Source organism: Rhodospirillaceae bacterium, assembly GCA_018662005.1.
Lineage (GTDB): Bacteria > Pseudomonadota > Alphaproteobacteria > Rhodospirillales > JABHCV01 > JACNJU01.
The window spans coordinates 1-17,081 of sequence record JABJHA010000025.1; the positions used below are offsets into that span (position 1 = coordinate 1).

A 17,081-nucleotide genomic window follows, 5' to 3' on the forward strand; every position below is an offset into this window, starting at 1 on the left:
CCAACTACCGTCCGCAGTTTTACTTCCGCACCACCGATGTCACGGGCACCGTTGTTCTGCCTGAAGGCACCGAAATGGTGATGCCGGGTGATAACATCACGATGGAAGTTGAGTTGCTTGCTCCGATCGCCATGGACGAGGGTCTGCGCTTCGCTATTCGCGAAGGCGGGCGGACCGTCGGTGCCGGTGTCGTCGCTTCAATTGTCGAATAAATAAGGTCGTAAAAGATGGAACACCAGAATATCCGTATCCGCTTGAAAGCATTTGATCACCGCGTCCTCGATCAATCTGCCGGCGAGATCATCAATACGGCAAAAAGGACCGGCGCTGATGTTCGCGGGCCGATCCCGCTGCCGACGCGCATTGAGAAATTCACGGTTCTGCGTTCGCCCTTCATCGACAAGAAGTCACGCGAGCAGTTTGAAATTCGTACCCACAAGCGGGTGCTAGATATTATTGACCCGACACCGCAAACAGTGGACGCGCTGATGAAGCTCGACCTAGCTGCCGGTGTTGATGTCGAGATTAAACTTTAAGCCAAGGGTTAGGGACTTAAGCTATGCGTACAGGTCTTATCGCGCAAAAAGTTGGTATGTCGCGTGTTTTCGCCGATGACGGACGTCACATCCCCGTCACCGTGCTGAAGGTCGACAATTGCCAGGTGGTTTCACAGCGCACCGAAGAAAAAGATGGCTACTGCGCTATCCAGCTCGGCGTTGGCAATGCCAAGGTCAAGCGGGTTTCAAAGGCCATGCGTGGTCATTTTGCGGCAGCCAAGGTCGAGCCCAAAAGACGGCTTGAAGAATTCCGCATACCCGCAGATGCGATGGTTGACGTCGGCGCTGAACTTTCCGCCGCTCACTTCGTTGCCGGACAGTATGTCGATGTTTCAGGAACCAGTATCGGTAAGGGTTTTGCCGGTGCCATGAAGCGCCATAATTTTAGCGGCCTGCGTGCTTCCCACGGTGTTTCGATTTCCCACCGTTCACACGGTTCTACTGGTCAGTGTCAAGACCCTGGTCGTGTGTTCAAGGGCAAGAAAATGGCCGGTCACATGGGCGCTGTTCAGGTTACCACCCAAAATCTGGAAGTTGTTTCCACCGATAGCGAACGCGGCCTGATTTTGATTAAAGGAGCCGTCCCCGGTTCCAAGGGCGGATATGTCCGTATTTTCGATTCGGTCAAGCGCACCAATACCCTGGAGCTGCCTTTCCCGGCGGCTCTGGTTGGTGATGAAGCCCCGGTTGAAGAAGAAGTAGTCGAAGAAGTCGCGACGGAAGAAGTCGTGGCCGAAGAAGCAATCGTGGAAGAAGCGGTTGTCGAAGCTCCGGCTGAGGAAACTCCGGCTGAGGAAGCTCCCGTTGAGGAAGCGCCTGCTGAAGATGCCGAGACGAAGGAAGAATAAGCTATGAAGTGCGACGTCATCAGTTTAGAGAACAAAAAGGTCGGCTCTGTCGATCTTGACGAAGCTGTATTCGGTACAGCGGTTCGTGCCGACCTTATGTCGCGTTACGTCAATTGGCAGCTTGCCAAGCGTCGCAGCGGCAATCACAAGGTCAAGACCCGTTCGGAAGTTCAGGGCACCACGGCCAAACCCTTCAAGCAGAAGGGCACCGGTAATGCACGCCAGGGTTCCAAGCGCGCCCCGCAGCTTCGTGGCGGCGGTGTTGTTTTTGGCCCGCACGTTCGCGATCACGGTTTTGGTCTGCAGAAAAAGGTTCGCAGGCTGGCATTGAAATCCGCCCTGTCATCGAAGCAGGCCGAAGGCAAACTGGTTGTCCTTGACAATGCCAAGATGAAGAACCCGAAAACCGCTGACCTGATTAAAAACCTTGGCAAACTTGGCTGGGGTAAAGCCCTGGTTATTGACGGCAACGAACTGGATAACAACTTCCAGCTCGCCGCCAGAAACGTCATGGGTCTGAACGTCCTGCCAAGTCAGGGCGCAAATGTTTACGACATCCTGCGCAGCGATACCCTGGTGTTGACCAAGGATGCCATTGACAAGCTTGTGGAGCGTTTGAAATGAGCCTGAGCAAATACAACGGCAAGGCGAACCCGAGTCCGGAGCGTAAGTTTGAGCTGCTTCGCGCGCCGATCATTACGGAAAAATCGACCCTGCTTTCAGAATTCAACCAGGTCAGCTTCCGCGTCCCCATGGATGCCAGCAAGCCTGAAATCAAAGCCGCCGTTGAAGACCTGTTCAAGGTCAACGTGACGGCTGTGAACACACTCATTGCCAAGGGCAAGACCAAGAAATTTCGCGGTCGCGCCGGCAAACGGATCGACACCAAGAAAGCCATCATTACGCTGGCCGAAGGTCAGTCCATTGATGTTTCGACGGGGGTTTAAAGTCTAATGGCACTCAAACAATTTAAACCGACTACACCTGGTCGACGTGGTTTAGTCCTCGTCAGCCGTGAAGGTCTGTGGAAAGGCAAGCCCGAAAGGGCGTTGACCGAAGGTCTTCGCAAGAAAGGTGGCCGCAACAACACCGGTCGCATCACCGCCCGTCGTCGTGGTGGCGGACACAAGCGCCGCTACCGGATTATTGACTTCAAGCGCAACAAGCTTGATGTCGTCGGCACCGTTGAACGGCTGGAGTACGACCCCAACCGCACCGCCTTTATCGCCCTGATCAATTACGATGATGGTGAGCGCGCTTACATCATTGCGCCGCAACGTCTGACTGTTGGTGACAAGGTTGTCTCCGGCGAACAGGTTGATATTAAGCCTGGCAACGCCATGCCCATGAAAAATATCCCTGTTGGAACGATCATTCATAACGTCGAGTTGAAACTCGGAAAAGGAGCGCAAATTGCGCGTTCTGCAGGCACTTACGTGCAGCTGATTGGTAAGGATCAGGGCTACGCCCAGCTTCGCCTCAGCTCTGGCGAACTGCGTATGGTTCGCGGCGAATGCATGGCTACCATCGGCGCCGTGTCCAACCCGGATCAGCAAAATATCAAACTCGGCAAGGCCGGACGTAACCGCTGGCTGGGCAAACGCCCATCTGTCCGCGGTGTCGCCATGAACCCGGTTGACCATCCCCATGGTGGTGGTGAAGGCCGGACATCTGGTGGTCGTCATCCGGTGACCCCTTGGGGCAAGCCGACCAAAGGCAAGCGTACACGTAGCAACAAAAAGACGGATCGCATGATTATGCGCCGCCGTCGCAGCAAGAAGTAGGAGGCCGTTTTGGCTCGTTCCATTTGGAAAGGTCCGTTTGTAGACGGATACCTTCTTAAAAAAGCAGAAACCAGTCGCGCCAGCGGCCGTAACGAGGTTATCAAAACCTGGTCGCGACGTTCCACGATACTGCCGCAGTTCGTTGGATTGACCTTCGGCGTCTACAACGGTCGCAAGTTCATTCCGGTTCTGATTACCGAAGACATGATTGGTCACAAGATGGGCGAGTTCTCACCGACCCGCACCTACCTTGGCCACACCGCCGACAAGAAGGCGAGGAGGATTTAAATCATGGGTAAGAAATCAGCTCCACGGCCTTACGCCGATAACGAAGCAATGGCTTATTCCAAGCACATGCGGGTCAGTGCCCAGAAACTGAATCTGGTTGCAACACAGATCCGTGGCATGGACTGCGAAACGGCAATGGCTGAATTGCAGTTCTCCAAACGTCGTATTGCCGGTGATGTCAAAAAAGTTCTCGAATCGGCAATCGCAAATGCCGAAAACAACCACGACCTGGACGTCGACAGACTTTTTGTCGCCGAAGCCACCGTGGGCCGGACAATGGTTATGAAACGCTGGAGGGCCCGCGCTCGTGGCCGTACCGGTAAAATTCTTAAACCCTTCAGCAATTTGCGCGTCATTGTGCGCGAGCGTGAGGAGACCGTCTAAATGGGTCAAAAAGTAAACCCGATCAGCCTCAGGCTGGGAATTATCCGCACCTGGGATTCCCGTTGGTATGCAGAAGACAACTATGCGGAATTCCTGCATGAAGACTTAAGCATTCGCAAGTATCTGATGGAACGTCTGGCCCAGGCCGGTGTTTCAAAGGTTGTCATCGAACGTCCGGCCAAGAAAGCGCGGATTACGGTTCATACGGCTCGTCCGGGCGTTATCATCGGCAAGAAAGGCGCTGACATTGAAATCCTGCGCAAAGATATCTCGAAGCTGACGGGCTCGGAAGTGCACGTCAACATCGTTGAAATCCGCAAGCCCGAAATCGATGCCCAGCTTGTCGCCGCAAACGTTGCCCAGCAGATGGAACGTCGTGTTTCCGTCCGTCGCGCCATGAAGCGGGTCGTTCAGTCGGCTATGCGTCTCGGTGCTGAAGGCATTCGCATTTATTGTTCCGGCCGATTGGGTGGTGCTGAAATCGCCCGCGACGTCTGGTACCACGAGGGTCGCGTACCGTTGCATACGTTCCGCGCCCACATCGATTACGGCACGGCCACCGCGCGCACCACGTATGGCGCTTGCGGCGTTAAGGTCTGGATCTACAAGGGTGAAATTATGGCCCACGATCCGATGGCCATGGAAAAACAGGTTATTGAATCTCAGCCGGCTCGCTAAGGCGGCCAAGTTTAAGAGTTAAGCGAAAGCAAAACGATGCTAAGTCCAAAACGTACAAAATATCGCAAGGCACACAAAGGCCGCATTCACGGGAATGCAAAAGGCGGCACCGAGCTTAATTTCGGTGCTTATGGCCTGAAGGCGACAACGCCTGAACGCGTCACCGCGCGTCAGATCGAAGCTGCCCGTCGCGCCATGACCCGTCACATGAAGCGTGCCGGTCGTGTCTGGATCCGGATTTTCCCGGACGTCCCGGTTTCCAAAAAGCCGCCTGAAGTGCGTCAGGGTAAGGGTAAGGGCTCCGTCGAATTTTGGGCCGCCCGCGTCAAACCTGGTCGCATCATGTTTGAAGTCGATGGCGTTTCAATGGCCGTCGCCAAAAAGGCTTTCGAGCTTGCCGCTGCTAAATTGCCGCTTGGTACGCGTTTCGTAACGCGCCTTGGCGAGGAGGATTAGGACCATGAGTAAAGGAATGAAACCAGCTGATTTGCGCGCCAATTCCGATGATCAGTTGAAAGATGAACTGATCGGCCTTCGCAAGGAGTCCTTCAATCTTCGCTTTCAGGCCGCTAGCGGCCAATTAGAGAACACTGCAAGATGCCGCCAGGTAAGCCGTGGCATCGCGCGTATTAAAACCATTCTTGGCGAGCGTGATAACGCTTCCAAGGCCGCTTCGTAAGAATTGAGGTAACGACAGATGCCCAAGCGAATACTGCAAGGAGTCGTGGTTAGCGACAAAATGGACAAGACCGTGACCGTCAAGGTCGAACGTCGGTTCAAGCACCCGCTCTACAAGAAATTTATCCGTCGCTCGAAAAAGTACGCGGCGCATGATGAAAACAACGTGGTCAAAATTGGCGATGTGGTGAGAATCCGCGAATGTCGTCCGATTTCAAAGCGCAAGACATGGGAAGTCGTCACCGAGACTGCTTAAATCCGTAGTCTTTTGAGTGAACGAATAGAGGAATGAGAAAATGATCCAAGTGGAAACTAACTTGGCCGTTGCCGACAACTCCGGCGCCCGTCGGGTTCAGTGCATCAAGGTGCTCGGTGGCTCCAAGCGCCGTTATGCTTCCGTCGGTGATGTCATCGTTGTCTCCATCAAAGAGGCAATTCCCCGCGCCCGCGTCAAAAAGGGCGATGTGGTGCAGGCTGTCGTTGTTCGTACGGCCAAGGATATCAATCGTGAAGACGGAACGACCATCCGCTTCGACAATAATGCTGCCGTGCTTATCAACAAGCAGGGCGAACCCATCGGCACCCGTATTTTCGGCCCGGTGACCCGTGAATTACGCGCCAAGAAATATATGAAGATTATTTCTTTGGCGCCTGAAGTTCTTTGATTAGGTGACTCTGAAAATGGCTCAGAAAATGCGAATGAAAAAGGGCGACCAAGTCATCGTCCGTACCGGCAAAGACAAGGGAAAGAGCGGAGAAGTTCTGCGCACGATCCCGAAGGAGAACCGTGCCTTGGTGCAGGGTGTGAACATGATCAAGCGTCACACGCGCCCGACCCAGGCATCAGCTGGTGGGATCGTCGAGAAAGAAGCCACGATCCATATCTCCAATTTGGCTCAAATCGATCCGAAAGACAGTAAACCGACGCGGACTGGCGTCAAGGTACTCAAAGATGGTCGCAGGGTCCGCTTCGCAAAGCGGTCCGGCGAAGTCATCGACAAATAGCGGATGCAGAAATAATGGCACGTTTACAAGAACATTACGAAACGACGATCCGTCCGACCTTACAGGACGAGTACAAGTACAAGAGCTCAATGCAGGTTCCGAAACTTGAAAAGATCGTCCTTAACATGGGCGTTGGTGAAGCTTCCCAGGACAAGAAGCTGATCAAAGGCGCCCTTGAAGACATGGCTTTGATCAGTGGTCAAAAGCCGGTTGTCACCAAAGCCAAGAAGTCGATCGCCACCTACAAGTTGCGCGATGGCATGACCGTTGGCTGCAAGGTGACCCTGCGCAATGAGCGCATGTACGAATTCCTGGACCGGCTGGTCAACATTGCGTTGCCCCGTGTCCGCGATTTCCGTGGTTTGAATGGCAAAAGTTTTGACGGCAAAGGCAACTACGCCATGGGCGTCAAGGAACAGATCATTTTTCCCGAGATTGATTATGACAAGGTCGACCGCGTACGCGGCATGGACATCATCATCTGCACAACCGCCAACAGCGACGACGAAGCAAGATCCCTGCTTAGGGGCTTTGATCTGCCGTTCAAAGGCGAAGCAACCGGAGAGAACAAGTAATGGCTAAGAAAAGCGTTGTTGAGAGGAACAAGAAGCGTGAAAGGCTGGCAGCCAAGTTTGCTTCCCGTCGCGCTTCCCTGAAAGCACAAGCCAAGGACCCAGCACTGTCCCTGGAAGAGCGTTTTGAAGCCCGTTTGAAATTGGCCGAAATTCCGCGTAATGCGTCGCCTGTCCGGCAACGCCTACGCTGTAAATTAAGCGGCCGTCCCCGTGGCAATTATCGCAAGTTCAAACTTTCGCGTATTGCCCTTCGTGATTTAGCATCCACCGGTCAAATTCCCGGCATGGTTAAGTCGAGCTGGTAGGAGAGGTACGAATATGTCTATGACCGATCCCTTGGGTGATATGCTTACGCGTATCCGTAATGGCCAACAGGCCCGTAAAAGCACCGTTTTGGCGCCAGCTTCCAAGCTGCGTTCAAACGTGCTTGAAGTCCTCAAGCGTGAGGGTTTCATTCGCGGCTTCAGCCAGGAAGAAATTCGCCCCGGAATCAATGAACTGACGATCGAGCTTAAGTATCACGAGGGTGACCCCGTGATCCGCGAGATATCTCGAGTGTCGACCCCCGGTTGCCGCGTTTACTCGAAAATCAAGGACCTGACCCGTGTTTATAACGGTCTTGGTATCTCGATCCTTTCGACCCCGCGCGGTGTTATGTCCGATGCCGAAGCACGCGATGCCAATGTTGGCGGCGAAGTGCTTTGCCAGGTCTTTTAGGATAGGACGAACCACATGTCTCGAATTGGTAATAATCCTGTTGAAGTTCCCGAAGGCGTTGATGTCGCCGTGGTTGGACAGCAAGTCACAGCAAAAGGCAAGCTCGGTGAGATTTCCTTTACATTGTCTGACGACGTTGATATCAGCCGGGAAGAAAATAAGGTCTTGGTTAAGCCCCGCGGTACTTCCATCCGTGCCCGCAAGATGTGGGGAACGGCGCGAGCCGTTATCAACAATCTTGTTGTTGGTGTTTCGGAAGGCTTTACCCGCAACCTGGAAATCAATGGTGTTGGTTATCGCGCCCAGATTCAGGGTAGCGAACTGATCATGCAACTTGGCTACAGCCACGAGGTTCGCCATCCTGTTCCCGAGGGCATCACTATCAAGTGTCCCGATCAGACCCACATCACCATCGAAGGCGTTGATAAGCAGAAAGTCGGTCAAACGGCTGCTGAAATTCGCGCCTATCGCCCGCCAGAACCCTACAAGGGCAAAGGCATCAAGTACGCCGACGAATACGTTCGGCGCAAAGAAGGCAAGAAGAAGTAAGTCATGGCTCATTCAAAGCAACTCTTCGAACGCCGCAAGGGCCGCAATCGGGTCCAGATCCGGCGTGCTGGCGGAAGCCGTCCGCGTTTATCCGTATTCCGTTCGGGCAAGCACATCTATGCCCAGATTATCGATGACACGCAGGGCGTTACCCTGGCCGCGGCATCAAGCGTCGATAAGGATTTACGCACCAAGGTCAAGACCGGCGCCGACAAGACAGCAGCCACCGAAGTTGGCAAGCTTGTCGCCGAGCGTGCTGTCAAGGCTGGCATCAAGGACGTGGTCTTCGACCGCGGCGGATATAAATATCACGGTCGGGTAAAAGCCCTGGCCGATGCGGCTCGCGAAGCCGGTTTGTCATTCTAGGAGCGCTATTTTTATGGCACAGACACCGACACCTAAAAGAGATGATCGCCGCCCCGGCCGTGGTCGTGGCAGGAACAAGGAAGAGCAGTCTCGTGATGACGAGCTGATCGACAAACTTGTTCATATCAACCGTGTTGCCAAAGTGGTCAAGGGCGGCCGTCGTTTTTCCTTTGCCGCCTTGGTCGTTGCCGGTGACGGCAGTGGTCGCGTTGGTTTTGGCACCGGCAAAGCCCGCGAAGTTCCTGAAGCCATTCGTAAGGCTACGGATCAGGCAAAGCGTGAAATGATCCACGTGCCGCTGCGTGATGGTCGCACCCTTCATCATGATGTTGAAGGCAACTTCGGCGCCGGCAAGGTTGTTCTGCGTAGCGCCCCTCCGGGTACCGGTATTATTGCCGGTGGTCCCATGCGTGCTGTCTTTGAAGCCATGGGCGTGCAGGATGTGGTTACCAAATCTATTGGTACAGCCAATCCCCATAACATGATCAAGGCGACCTTCAAGGCGCTGCAAAACAGTTCCTCACCGCGCAGTGTTGCCGCGCGTCGTGGCAAGAAAGTCAGTGAAATTGTTGCCCGTCGTGGCGGTGGAGCAGCCACTGCGGCCGTTAAGGAGCAAGCAGATGGCTGATAAAAAAGGCACTGTCAAAGTGACACAGACCGGCAGCCCGATCGGTCGTCAGAAATACCAGCGTGAAACCCTTAAAGGTCTTGGGCTCAACAAGATGCACAAATCCCGCGAGTTGGAAGATACGCCTTCCGTGCGTGGCATGATCAATAAGGTTAAGCACCTGGTCAGTGTCGAAGAAGCGGGCTAAAGGTTAAATAAAATTGGCGAGTTTCTCTTTGCTCATAGACAAAGAGGGGCGCAAGCCGAAAGGAAAAGAATATGAAACTCAATGAGTTACGTGATAACCCCGGCGCTACCACGAATCGCAAGCGGGTTGGCCGTGGTATCGGTTCGGGCACTGGCAAAACTGCCGGTCGCGGACACAAGGGGCAGAAATCCCGTAGTGGTGTTTCGTTGCTCGGATTTGAAGGTGGCCAGATGCCCCTTTATCGCCGGCTGCCAAAGCGTGGTTTCAAAAACCCGTTCTCGAAAAACTTTGCCGAAATTAATCTTGGCAAATTGCAGGCAGCTATTGATGACGGCAAGATTGACGGCAAGAAGAATATCGATGCCAGCGTCTTGCTCGAAGCAGGTCTGGTCCGTAAATCCAAGGACGGCGTCAAGTTGCTTGCCAAGGGTGAACTGAAAGCCAAGCTGACCATTGAAGTCGCCGGTGCCTCCAAGGCTGCTATTGCCGCTGTTGAAAAAGCCGGTGGCAAGGTCACGGTAACGGCCCCGGTTACGCTCGCCGAGGACAAGCCTGCGCCTAAGAAGACAAAGCAAGCAAAAGCCGCACCCGAATCTGAAGCCGACACGGCTGAATAAGGCAGAACCGACGTCATGTCCTCAGCAGCAGAACAACTCGCAGCCAATATGAACTTCGGGGCCTTTTCCAAGGCCACGGAGCTTAAAAAGCGTATCTGGTTCACGCTTGGCGCGTTGATTGTCTACCGGTTGGGTACGTACATTCCGTTACCGGGTATTGATCCGGTTGTCTTGCAGGATATCTTCTCGCAGCAAGCAGGCGGCATTCTGGGCATGTTTGACATGTTCTCCGGCGGTGCGCTTGGCCGGATGACCATTTTCGCCCTCAATATCATGCCTTACATCTCGGCCTCGATCATCATGCAGCTGATGACTTCGGTGTCGCCGAAGATGGCGGCACTTAAGAAAGAAGGCGAATCCGGCCGCAAGCTGATTAACCAATACACCCGCTACCTGACCGTTTTGATTACCACGATGCAGGCCTACGGCATCGCAGTCGGGCTTGAGGGAATGAATTCCAGCGTCGGTTCGGCGGTGATTGATCCCGGCGTGTTCTTCCGCTTTACGACGGTTGTCACCCTTGTTGGTGGCACCATGTTCCTGATGTGGTTGGGTGAACAGATTACCGCTCGCGGCATCGGCAACGGCATTTCGTTGATTATCTTCTCGGGTATCGTCGCCAATTTGCCCAGCGCCATTGCCGGAACCCTTGAATTGGGCCGTACCGGGGCTCTTTCATCCTTGTTGATTGTCGCCCTGATCATCATGTCAGTCGGCGTGATCTTCTTCATTATCTTTATGGAGCGAGCCCAGCGCCGCCTGATCGTTCAGTATCCAAAACGCCAGCAGGGTAGCAAGATGAGCGGCGGCGAAAGCTCGCATTTGCCGCTTAAATTGAACACCGCAGGTGTGATTCCGCCGATTTTTGCAAGCTCGATCCTGTTGATGCCGATTACAATTATCGGATTTAGTGCCGGTTCCGGACCGGAATGGCTGTCGACTGTTGCTGCTTTGCTGGGTCGCGGGCAACCGCTGTATCTGGCGATTTACGTATCCATGATCGTTTTCTTTGCATTCTTCTACACCGCCGTTGTCTTCAATCCGGAAGATACCGCCGATAATCTGAAGAAGCATGGCGGCTTTATTCCCGGCATTCGCCCCGGCAAGAATACCTCTCAGTATCTGGACAAGGTGCTGACCCGGTTGACCGTCGTCGGCGCCGCGTATCTGGCGATAGTCTGTCTGTTACCTGAAATTCTGATATCCCGCTTTTCGGTACCGTTTTATTTCGGTGGCACGAGCCTTTTGATCGTGGTCACCGTGACCATGGATACGGTATCCCAGGTTCAGTCCCATTTGCTGGCCCATCAGTACGAAGGGTTAATCAAGAAATCCAAACTGAAGGGAAGGCGGGGATGAAACTGATTTTGCTAGGGCCTCCTGGAGCCGGGAAGGGAACGCAAGCCAAGCGTTTGCAGGAAGCCTATAGCATTATCCAACTTTCAACGGGTGACATGCTGCGCGCCGAAGTCGATTCAGGCAGCGCGCTGGGCGCCCAGGCAAAAGAAGTGATGGAATCAGGCGAACTTGTTTCCGACGAATTGATTATCAAGATGATTTCGTCGCGTATTGATAAAGATGACTGTAAGGCCGGCTTTATTCTTGATGGTTTTCCGCGCACGACCCCGCAGGCCGAAGCGCTGGACAAGATGTTTGAAGAGAAGGATTTAAAACTCGATTGTGTGATCGAGATGCAGGTTGATGACGAAGCGATGGTTGAACGCATAACCGGGCGATATACATGCTCCGCGTGCGGTCGGGGTTACCACGATTCGTTCAAAAAACCGGATGTTGAAGGTGTTTGTAATCAATGCGGCGGAAAAGAGTTTTCCAGGCGCGCTGACGACAACGCCGAAACCGTCCGTTCAAGGCTTCTGGCCTATCATGAACAGACGGAGCCGATCATTTCCTACTACGGAAATAAAGGCATTTTGAAGAGCATCGACGGCATGGCTGCCATCGATGATGTAACGAAACAAATGAAGGATTTAATTGGCTAAAGACTGCGTGTTGACTTAGGGAAAAGAGCGCCTATAATCGCGCCTCTTTGGGTTCCCTGACCCAGTCTTTATCGTTTAAAACCAACGGGTAAGGAGTACCAGCATTGGCGCGAATCGCTGGCGTAAACATTCCGACCGGGAAACGGGTCGTGATTGCACTGACATACATCCATGGAATCGGCCGCACAAAGGCGGTCGAAATCTGTGAAAAGGTTGGAATTCCTGCCGAAAGGCGGGTCAGTGACCTAACTGAATCGGAATTGACGGGTATCCGTGATTCCGTTGATAACGACTATCAGGTCGAAGGTGATCTTCGCCGTGAAGTCGCCATGAACATCAAGCGTCTTATGGACCTTGGCTGTTATCGTGGTATCAGGCATCGCCGCGGCTTGCCTGTTCACGGTCAGCGAACACACACCAATGCGCGTACCCGCAAGGGTCCGGCAAAGGCTATCGCTGGCAAGAAAAAAGTTGCTAAGTAAGAATTAGGATAAATAATGTCAAAGCCGACAACGCAGCGACCACGCCGTCGTGAACGCAAAAATATTGTTTCAGGTGTGGCCCATGTAAACGCCACGTTCAACAATACCATGATTACCATCACGGATGCGCAAGGTAACTCGATTGCCTGGGCGTCTGCTGGTAGCCAGGGCTTCAAGGGATCGCGTAAATCGACCCCTTACGCCGCCCAGATGGCAGGTGAAGACGCCGGTCGCAAGGCCCAGGAACATGGTATGAAGACCCTTGAGGTCGAAGTTAAAGGCCCTGGTTCAGGACGAGAGTCAGCACTTCGCGCTCTACAGGCTGTTGGCTTTACCATTACCGCTATTCGTGACGTCACGCCCATTCCGCATAATGGCTGCCGTCCACGTAAACGCCGTCGCGTCTAAGACGGTCAGGCCGGGGATTTAACCCCCCGGTTTATTTAAGTGGCTCTTGTTTTGTTTAAGGGCCTGACATTAATGCATTGAGCATGAGGTTTTTTCCGTGATTCAAAAGAATTGGCTGGAATTGATTAAACCGATGAAACTTGACGTTGTACCGGGTGCAGATCCGGAACGTCGTGCAACCGTCGTTGCAGAACCGCTGGAACGCGGTTTTGGTCTTACCCTGGGTAATGCTTTACGCCGGGTACTGCTGTCGTCCCTGCAAGGGGCCGCCGTAACGTCAGTGCAGATCGACAACGTCTTGCACGAGTTTTCATCGATCCCGGGTGTCCGCGAGGACGTCACCGACATTGTCCTGAATATCAAATCGATGGGACTTCGTATGCACGCCGAAGGGCCGAAGCGTATTACGCTGAAAGCTTCCGGCCCAGGTGAAGTCAAGGCGGGTGATATTGAAACTGGTCCCGACATCGAAGTTATGGACCCGTCGCTGATTATTTGTCATCTCGACAAAGGCGCCAAGCTGTCCATGGAAATGACCGTCGAACACGGCAAGGGTTATGTTGCTGCGGCCCAGAACCGGGCTGAAGATTCGCCGATCGGGCTTATTCCCATCGATGCGGTTTTCTCTCCTGTGACCAAGGTTAGCTACAAGGTTGAAAACAGCCGTGTCGGTCAGATTACCGATCACGACAAGCTGTCCCTTGAAGTGACATCCAACGGTGCTGTTACCCCTGATGATGCTGTCGCCCTGGCGGCGCGCATTCTTCAGGACCAGTTGCAGTTGTTCATCAACTTCGAGGAACCGCAGAAAGTTCAGCAGGAAGAAGAAAAAGACGAACTGCCGTTCAACAGGAACCTGCTTCGCAAGGTTGATGAGCTTGAACTCTCTGTGCGTTCAGCCAACTGCCTTAAAAACGACAACATCATTTATATCGGCGATCTCGTGCAAAAGAGTGAATCCGATATGCTTAGGACCCCGAACTTCGGTCGTAAATCCCTGAACGAGATCAAGGAAGTGCTGTCGCAGATGGGTCTGCACCTGGGTATGGAAATTGCCGATTGGCCGCCTGAAAACATCGAAGACCTGGCCAAAAAACTCGAAGACCCGTTCTGAGGGTTTTAAAAAACTTATTCAAGGAGAGAAATCATGCGACATGGCATGAGCGGACGCAAACTTAACCGGACCAGTTCACATCGCAAGGCGATGTTCTCGAACATGGTTACGTCCCTACTGGATCATGAACAGATCACCACGACCCTGCCCAAGGCAAAGGAATTGCGTCGCATTGCCGACAAGATGATCACCCTGGGTAAGCGCGGCGACCTGCATGCCCGCCGTCAGGCGTTGTCCGTCATTAAGGACACTGAAGTCGTCGGCAAGCTGTTTAGCTCTCTGGCCGAACGTTACAAGGAACGCAATGGTGGCTACACCCGTGTCCTTAAGGCCGGCAACCGTTACGGCGATTGCGCGCCGATGGCGGTACTGGAACTGGTAGACCGCGATCCGGAAGCCAAAGGTGCCACCGATCTGGCCCGCGTCGAGGCTGAAGAAGCTGCCATGGCACTGGCCGAAGCTGAATAAGGCTCCTGCCACGTTAGTTTTAAAGGCCGCTCTTAGGAGCGGCCTTTTTTTTATGTATTTTTTGAAAGTCAGTTCGGCACCCATATCCAGATAATTTAAAAACTCTAAGTTGCTCTCAAATTATCCCACTTTTATAGTGTTTCCATTATTGATAGGGATAACAAACCATTGCTGCGCCACTTTCTGATAACGTTGATTTTAACACTCGGGATTAGTTTTAACCCGATGACTTTGTTTGCTGAGCAAAGTCATGTTTCGCTTCCATCAATAAAGAACAACACCGTTGCCCCCCGGGTCATCTATATTGAAAACCCAAGATTTCCTAAAATCTCAAATGAAGAACTCTGGAAAATTTTTCTGTATGCCTCTGATCTGATCAATGAGCATTTTAAAATAACCGTTAAAAAACCAGAGGAAATCCCGACTTTTCATATCGATAAAATTTTTGCCGAGCTTGTCGAAAACAAACCTCCTGACTTTGATGATCTGATAGGGGATTTTCGCAACGGAAAAGTCGATTGGGGATATGTAAAAGAATCACTCATCGGTCAAATCGGCAAGCAGAAAGACCCCCTCAAAAAACAAATAGAATTTGCCCGACCTTATCTCGTTCAGCCGCTGAAAAATGATGATCTGGAATCTTTTGCCAACGCCATTATAGAAACTTTTAAGGTCCGCTTGTCTTATTGGACAAGCGCCCGTCTGGAAGATGGATATCCAGTCATAGGAGAATTCCCGGGGCGTGAAAGTTTGCCTCTCAACGAATACGGCTATTGGACCTTGATGGCAAAACGTGGCGTTGAGGCAGAAATCATTTTGACCAACCAGCTTGTCGCAAGTGTTGAATATATCCCCATACCAATCCATACCTCCATAAGGGGGGGTATTACGGGTGGCTCAACAGAATTCAATCCTGCCTCCCGGTATGGGTCGTCGGTGTGGGTTTCTCTTTTTCCATATTTATCCAACGATCAACAAATCAAAAAACTCCGAAACGGAGATGTTTACACCCGTGACAAAGCCCTGACTTATGCCGCCGCCATGCTGGCCCATGAGTTGGGACATCAATTGCTTCAACTTGGGCATCCCTGGTCAAACGAAGCTTGCGTTATGCGTCCGGCAGAGGTTCTGGATTTTGCCGCATGGGTAAAGAAGTTCGATGCCAAAAAATGTCAAATTGGTTCAAGCCCGGCAATGGAACCTGGAGCGTTGGAAATACCGGTTTGGTAGCTTCATAAGATTCCGGAAGTGATCACAAAATTTCTTTGATAAGGGCGACGACTCGCTCCGCCTCAATGCCGGCGACGCAAGGGTACATGCCGTCGATGGGTGCAAGGTGGCAATTGCCCAGGCAACCCTCACAGTCCATGGGTTGGTAGATAAAATGGACGTTTTCTGGCTTGATTTCCGGGGCGTAGGGGACGATTTCACCGACGTATGCCGCACTGGCCAGGCAGATGGTTGGCGCGCCCAGGGCGACGGCCAGGTGCATCAGGGCGGTATCGACGCTGATCACCAGTCTGGCCGCCTGCAAGGCCGGAACAAGCTCCTCAAAACCGTTAGAATTAAAACTGACGCCCGGCAGCGACAGCAGCCGTTGGTAGTCAGGATTGGCGTCCATGTCACCGGGTGCGCCGGTCAGGGCGACGCTCGTTCCTTGCGGCAGGCTTTCAATGATGTGCCGATAAAGCGCCACCGGGCTTTGCTTCCCGGCGACAGCGGAAAATGGCTGAATCAGAACATCAAACCTCTCACCACTTCGTCCTTCCATATCGATCTGAACTTTTGGCGGTGTTATTTCAGTGCCGGTCAACCAGTCGCAAAAACGACTCCAACGCACCACCTTGTCGAGCCTGTCGGGGCCACTGTCAAACAAGCGGCTGTAGAGCCCCCGGTTGGCTTTAAGGGCGGCGTCGTATTTCGGCCAGGTGCGGGGTTCCATGGCGATGGCTTGCTCAGGGGACGCCATTTTGACCAACGCTTCATCAAGGTCGGGGTGGCGTAACTGATCGGTTGATATAACAAGACGGTAATGGGCCTTGAAAAGGCGGTCGGCAACTTTACGGCGGTAGGAGAGGGACTTGCGTAATTGCCCGAAATCGACAATTTCCAACCCCATGTCTCCAGGCAGCAAAAAGGCCATTTTGCGAGCGTCATTTCTGAGAAGAACCGTGACCGGTTCGCCTTCGTGGGCTATAGATTTAAAACGACCCGCTAGAAGCGAAAAAAGTACCGTATCGCCCAGACCACCGGCGGAAATCAACAAAACCCCGTTTGCAGGACCGCCTCGATTGCTGAAGTGGCGCTTCAGCTCGAGAAGTTTATCGAGGATGTGAAACAGCTTCATTCAATAGGCCGCGTAGGATTTTTCTTCGACCAGTGCGGACCCCAGTAAATCGTTGATCTGGCGTTTGACCGCCATGCGTTTGTCATTGGTGACGTAGACGGCACGGGCCAGCTTGATGAAACCGTCACCAAAATCCTTGGCCCGTTCACAGTCGCGGATGTCATCTTCGATTTCCCACAGGGCCTCATTGATCTTTTTTAGTTCGGCGCTCAGTTGGTCCAGTTCTTCTGATTTTGGAATGGCCTCGTCCCGCGCTGCGTTCAGGGTGTCGTATTCAAGTCTGACATTAGCCAGCTTGGTTTCGTCTTCAATGCGTTCGAGTTTGATTTCCAAAATCGTGATTTTATCGATAAGTTCACCCGGGGCGACATTGACGGAAACGGTAACGGACACGGTATTCT

At 52.9% G+C, this 17,081-nt stretch carries 31 protein-coding genes; 29 read left to right on the forward strand and 2 right to left on the reverse strand.

Features of this window, described 5'->3' with window-relative positions; all coding sequences use genetic code 11:
* The 29 genes from tuf to HOL66_11325 all read left to right on the forward strand — a co-directional run.
* On the forward strand, window positions 1-212 hold a 212-nt coding region (tuf, locus tag HOL66_11185), incomplete at its 5' end, for an elongation factor Tu (GenBank protein MBT5244796.1).
* A 15-nt stretch (window positions 213-227) separates the two neighbouring features.
* Window positions 228-536: a 30S ribosomal protein S10 gene (gene rpsJ / locus HOL66_11190; GenBank protein ID MBT5244797.1), complete on the forward strand. Its 309-nt coding sequence runs from the start codon at window positions 228-230 to the stop codon at window positions 534-536.
* Window positions 537-559: 23 nt separating this feature from the next.
* A complete protein-coding gene (gene rplC, locus HOL66_11195; protein ID MBT5244798.1) occupies window positions 560-1,405 on the forward strand; it encodes a 50S ribosomal protein L3 in 846 nt (281 codons plus the stop codon).
* Between the two features lie 3 nt (window positions 1,406-1,408).
* Window positions 1,409-2,029 (forward strand): 50S ribosomal protein L4, encoded by a 621-nt coding sequence (rplD, locus tag HOL66_11200; GenBank protein MBT5244799.1) that lies wholly within the window; start codon window positions 1,409-1,411, stop codon window positions 2,027-2,029.
* Window positions 2,026-2,352 carry a 50S ribosomal protein L23 gene (locus tag HOL66_11205; protein ID MBT5244800.1) on the forward strand — a complete coding sequence of 109 codons (327 nt, stop codon included), beginning with the start codon at window positions 2,026-2,028 and terminating at the stop codon, window positions 2,350-2,352. The genes rplD and HOL66_11205 overlap by 4 nt, the downstream gene beginning before the upstream one ends.
* A gap of 6 nt (window positions 2,353-2,358) precedes the next feature.
* Window positions 2,359-3,189, forward strand: coding sequence for a 50S ribosomal protein L2 (rplB, locus tag HOL66_11210; protein MBT5244801.1), 831 nt, complete (start codon window positions 2,359-2,361; stop codon window positions 3,187-3,189).
* 9 nt (window positions 3,190-3,198) lie between these two features.
* The gene (gene rpsS, locus HOL66_11215) at window positions 3,199-3,477 is read left to right on the forward strand and encodes a 30S ribosomal protein S19 (protein MBT5244802.1); all 279 of its coding nucleotides are present in this window, start codon (window positions 3,199-3,201) and stop codon (window positions 3,475-3,477) included.
* 3 nt (window positions 3,478-3,480) lie between these two features.
* A complete protein-coding gene (rplV, locus tag HOL66_11220; GenBank protein MBT5244803.1) occupies window positions 3,481-3,861 on the forward strand; it encodes a 50S ribosomal protein L22 in 381 nt (126 codons plus the stop codon).
* Window positions 3,862-4,539: a 30S ribosomal protein S3 gene (gene rpsC, locus HOL66_11225; GenBank protein ID MBT5244804.1), complete on the forward strand. Its 678-nt coding sequence runs from the start codon at window positions 3,862-3,864 to the stop codon at window positions 4,537-4,539. It begins immediately after the preceding gene.
* Window positions 4,540-4,575: 36 nt separating this feature from the next.
* Complete coding sequence (gene rplP / locus HOL66_11230) at window positions 4,576-4,995, forward strand: 50S ribosomal protein L16 (protein ID MBT5244805.1); 420 nt, start codon at window positions 4,576-4,578, stop codon at window positions 4,993-4,995.
* Between the two features lie 16 nt (window positions 4,996-5,011).
* Window positions 5,012-5,218: a 50S ribosomal protein L29 gene (gene rpmC, locus HOL66_11235; protein MBT5244806.1), complete on the forward strand. Its 207-nt coding sequence runs from the start codon at window positions 5,012-5,014 to the stop codon at window positions 5,216-5,218.
* A gap of 18 nt (window positions 5,219-5,236) precedes the next feature.
* Window positions 5,237-5,473, forward strand: a complete 237-nt coding sequence (gene rpsQ / locus HOL66_11240) for a 30S ribosomal protein S17 (GenBank protein ID MBT5244807.1) — start codon at window positions 5,237-5,239, stop codon at window positions 5,471-5,473.
* A 40-nt stretch (window positions 5,474-5,513) separates the two neighbouring features.
* A complete protein-coding gene (rplN, locus tag HOL66_11245; protein ID MBT5244808.1) occupies window positions 5,514-5,882 on the forward strand; it encodes a 50S ribosomal protein L14 in 369 nt (122 codons plus the stop codon).
* Window positions 5,883-5,898: 16 nt separating this feature from the next.
* On the forward strand, window positions 5,899-6,222 hold the full coding sequence (rplX, locus tag HOL66_11250; GenBank protein ID MBT5244809.1) for a 50S ribosomal protein L24: 324 nt from the start codon (window positions 5,899-5,901) through the stop codon (window positions 6,220-6,222).
* A 14-nt stretch (window positions 6,223-6,236) separates the two neighbouring features.
* Window positions 6,237-6,797, forward strand: a complete 561-nt coding sequence (rplE, locus tag HOL66_11255) for a 50S ribosomal protein L5 (GenBank protein ID MBT5244810.1) — start codon at window positions 6,237-6,239, stop codon at window positions 6,795-6,797.
* Complete coding sequence (gene rpsN, locus HOL66_11260) at window positions 6,797-7,102, forward strand: 30S ribosomal protein S14 (GenBank protein ID MBT5244811.1); 306 nt, start codon at window positions 6,797-6,799, stop codon at window positions 7,100-7,102. Before rplE ends, rpsN begins: the two co-directional genes overlap by 1 nt.
* A 13-nt stretch (window positions 7,103-7,115) precedes the next feature.
* On the forward strand, window positions 7,116-7,514 hold the full coding sequence (gene rpsH, locus HOL66_11265; GenBank protein ID MBT5244812.1) for a 30S ribosomal protein S8: 399 nt from the start codon (window positions 7,116-7,118) through the stop codon (window positions 7,512-7,514).
* 15 nt (window positions 7,515-7,529) lie between these two features.
* Window positions 7,530-8,063 carry a 50S ribosomal protein L6 gene (gene rplF, locus HOL66_11270; protein ID MBT5244813.1) on the forward strand — a complete coding sequence of 178 codons (534 nt, stop codon included), beginning with the start codon at window positions 7,530-7,532 and terminating at the stop codon, window positions 8,061-8,063.
* Window positions 8,064-8,066: 3 nt separating this feature from the next.
* Window positions 8,067-8,429, forward strand: coding sequence for a 50S ribosomal protein L18 (rplR, locus tag HOL66_11275; protein MBT5244814.1), 363 nt, complete (start codon window positions 8,067-8,069; stop codon window positions 8,427-8,429).
* Between the two features lie 13 nt (window positions 8,430-8,442).
* Window positions 8,443-9,057, forward strand: coding sequence for a 30S ribosomal protein S5 (gene rpsE / locus HOL66_11280; GenBank protein ID MBT5244815.1), 615 nt, complete (start codon window positions 8,443-8,445; stop codon window positions 9,055-9,057).
* On the forward strand, window positions 9,050-9,244 hold the full coding sequence (gene rpmD, locus HOL66_11285) for a 50S ribosomal protein L30 (GenBank protein MBT5244816.1): 195 nt from the start codon (window positions 9,050-9,052) through the stop codon (window positions 9,242-9,244). The genes rpsE and rpmD overlap by 8 nt, the downstream gene beginning before the upstream one ends.
* Window positions 9,245-9,315: 71 nt before the next feature.
* Window positions 9,316-9,861 (forward strand): 50S ribosomal protein L15, encoded by a 546-nt coding sequence (locus tag HOL66_11290; protein ID MBT5244817.1) that lies wholly within the window; start codon window positions 9,316-9,318, stop codon window positions 9,859-9,861.
* A 15-nt stretch (window positions 9,862-9,876) separates the two neighbouring features.
* On the forward strand, window positions 9,877-11,220 hold the full coding sequence (secY, locus tag HOL66_11295) for a preprotein translocase subunit SecY (GenBank protein MBT5244818.1): 1,344 nt from the start codon (window positions 9,877-9,879) through the stop codon (window positions 11,218-11,220).
* Window positions 11,217-11,861 carry an adenylate kinase gene (locus HOL66_11300; protein ID MBT5244819.1) on the forward strand — a complete coding sequence of 215 codons (645 nt, stop codon included), beginning with the start codon at window positions 11,217-11,219 and terminating at the stop codon, window positions 11,859-11,861. Before secY ends, HOL66_11300 begins: the two co-directional genes overlap by 4 nt.
* A 104-nt stretch (window positions 11,862-11,965) precedes the next feature.
* On the forward strand, window positions 11,966-12,343 hold the full coding sequence (gene rpsM, locus HOL66_11305; GenBank protein ID MBT5244820.1) for a 30S ribosomal protein S13: 378 nt from the start codon (window positions 11,966-11,968) through the stop codon (window positions 12,341-12,343).
* Window positions 12,344-12,358: 15 nt separating this feature from the next.
* Window positions 12,359-12,751, forward strand: a complete 393-nt coding sequence (rpsK, locus tag HOL66_11310; protein MBT5244821.1) for a 30S ribosomal protein S11 — start codon at window positions 12,359-12,361, stop codon at window positions 12,749-12,751.
* Between the two features lie 97 nt (window positions 12,752-12,848).
* Entirely contained in the window at window positions 12,849-13,865 is a 1,017-nt protein-coding gene (locus tag HOL66_11315) for a DNA-directed RNA polymerase subunit alpha (GenBank protein ID MBT5244822.1), read from the forward strand.
* A 45-nt stretch (window positions 13,866-13,910) separates the two neighbouring features.
* Window positions 13,911-14,333 (forward strand): 50S ribosomal protein L17, encoded by a 423-nt coding sequence (gene rplQ / locus HOL66_11320; protein ID MBT5244823.1) that lies wholly within the window; start codon window positions 13,911-13,913, stop codon window positions 14,331-14,333.
* 168 nt (window positions 14,334-14,501) lie between these two features.
* Window positions 14,502-15,563: a hypothetical protein gene (locus HOL66_11325; GenBank protein ID MBT5244824.1), complete on the forward strand. Its 1,062-nt coding sequence runs from the start codon at window positions 14,502-14,504 to the stop codon at window positions 15,561-15,563.
* 22 nt (window positions 15,564-15,585) lie between these two features.
* Here the strand turns inward: HOL66_11325 and HOL66_11330 are convergent, their stop codons facing one another.
* Both HOL66_11330 and HOL66_11335 read right to left on the reverse strand, forming a co-directional pair.
* Window positions 15,586-16,680: a lipopolysaccharide heptosyltransferase family protein gene (locus HOL66_11330; GenBank protein MBT5244825.1), complete on the reverse strand. Its 1,095-nt coding sequence runs from the start codon at window positions 16,678-16,680 to the stop codon at window positions 15,586-15,588.
* Window positions 16,681-17,073: a hypothetical protein gene (locus HOL66_11335; protein ID MBT5244826.1), complete on the reverse strand. Its 393-nt coding sequence runs from the start codon at window positions 17,071-17,073 to the stop codon at window positions 16,681-16,683.
* Window positions 17,074-17,081: the final 8 nt, after the last annotated feature.

Coding starts and splice junctions, on each gene's coding strand:
- rpsN (MBT5244811.1), top strand. CDS start 6,797: ATGGCTAAGAAAAGCGTTGTTGAGAGGAACAAGAAGCGTGAAAGGCTG.
- rplV (MBT5244803.1), top strand. CDS start 3,481: ATGGGTAAGAAATCAGCTCCACGGCCTTACGCCGATAACGAAGCAATG.
- rpsC (MBT5244804.1), top strand. CDS start 3,862: ATGGGTCAAAAAGTAAACCCGATCAGCCTCAGGCTGGGAATTATCCGC.
- rpmC (MBT5244806.1), top strand. CDS start 5,012: ATGAAACCAGCTGATTTGCGCGCCAATTCCGATGATCAGTTGAAAGAT.
- rplC (MBT5244798.1), top strand. CDS start 560: ATGCGTACAGGTCTTATCGCGCAAAAAGTTGGTATGTCGCGTGTTTTC.
- HOL66_11205 (MBT5244800.1), top strand. CDS start 2,026: ATGAGCCTGAGCAAATACAACGGCAAGGCGAACCCGAGTCCGGAGCGT.
- rplD (MBT5244799.1), top strand. CDS start 1,409: ATGAAGTGCGACGTCATCAGTTTAGAGAACAAAAAGGTCGGCTCTGTC.
- rpsH (MBT5244812.1), top strand. CDS start 7,116: ATGTCTATGACCGATCCCTTGGGTGATATGCTTACGCGTATCCGTAAT.
- rplX (MBT5244809.1), top strand. CDS start 5,899: ATGGCTCAGAAAATGCGAATGAAAAAGGGCGACCAAGTCATCGTCCGT.
- rpsJ (MBT5244797.1), top strand. CDS start 228: ATGGAACACCAGAATATCCGTATCCGCTTGAAAGCATTTGATCACCGC.
- HOL66_11300 (MBT5244819.1), top strand. CDS start 11,217: ATGAAACTGATTTTGCTAGGGCCTCCTGGAGCCGGGAAGGGAACGCAA.
- rplQ (MBT5244823.1), top strand. CDS start 13,911: ATGAGCGGACGCAAACTTAACCGGACCAGTTCACATCGCAAGGCGATG.
- rpsQ (MBT5244807.1), top strand. CDS start 5,237: ATGCCCAAGCGAATACTGCAAGGAGTCGTGGTTAGCGACAAAATGGAC.
- rplF (MBT5244813.1), top strand. CDS start 7,530: ATGTCTCGAATTGGTAATAATCCTGTTGAAGTTCCCGAAGGCGTTGAT.
- secY (MBT5244818.1), top strand. CDS start 9,877: ATGTCCTCAGCAGCAGAACAACTCGCAGCCAATATGAACTTCGGGGCC.
- rplP (MBT5244805.1), top strand. CDS start 4,576: ATGCTAAGTCCAAAACGTACAAAATATCGCAAGGCACACAAAGGCCGC.
- rplN (MBT5244808.1), top strand. CDS start 5,514: ATGATCCAAGTGGAAACTAACTTGGCCGTTGCCGACAACTCCGGCGCC.
- rpmD (MBT5244816.1), top strand. CDS start 9,050: ATGGCTGATAAAAAAGGCACTGTCAAAGTGACACAGACCGGCAGCCCG.
- HOL66_11290 (MBT5244817.1), top strand. CDS start 9,316: ATGAAACTCAATGAGTTACGTGATAACCCCGGCGCTACCACGAATCGC.
- rplR (MBT5244814.1), top strand. CDS start 8,067: ATGGCTCATTCAAAGCAACTCTTCGAACGCCGCAAGGGCCGCAATCGG.
- rpsK (MBT5244821.1), top strand. CDS start 12,359: ATGTCAAAGCCGACAACGCAGCGACCACGCCGTCGTGAACGCAAAAAT.
- rpsE (MBT5244815.1), top strand. CDS start 8,443: ATGGCACAGACACCGACACCTAAAAGAGATGATCGCCGCCCCGGCCGT.
- rplE (MBT5244810.1), top strand. CDS start 6,237: ATGGCACGTTTACAAGAACATTACGAAACGACGATCCGTCCGACCTTA.
- HOL66_11330 (MBT5244825.1), bottom strand. CDS start 16,680: ATGAAGCTGTTTCACATCCTCGATAAACTTCTCGAGCTGAAGCGCCAC.
- rplB (MBT5244801.1), top strand. CDS start 2,359: ATGGCACTCAAACAATTTAAACCGACTACACCTGGTCGACGTGGTTTA.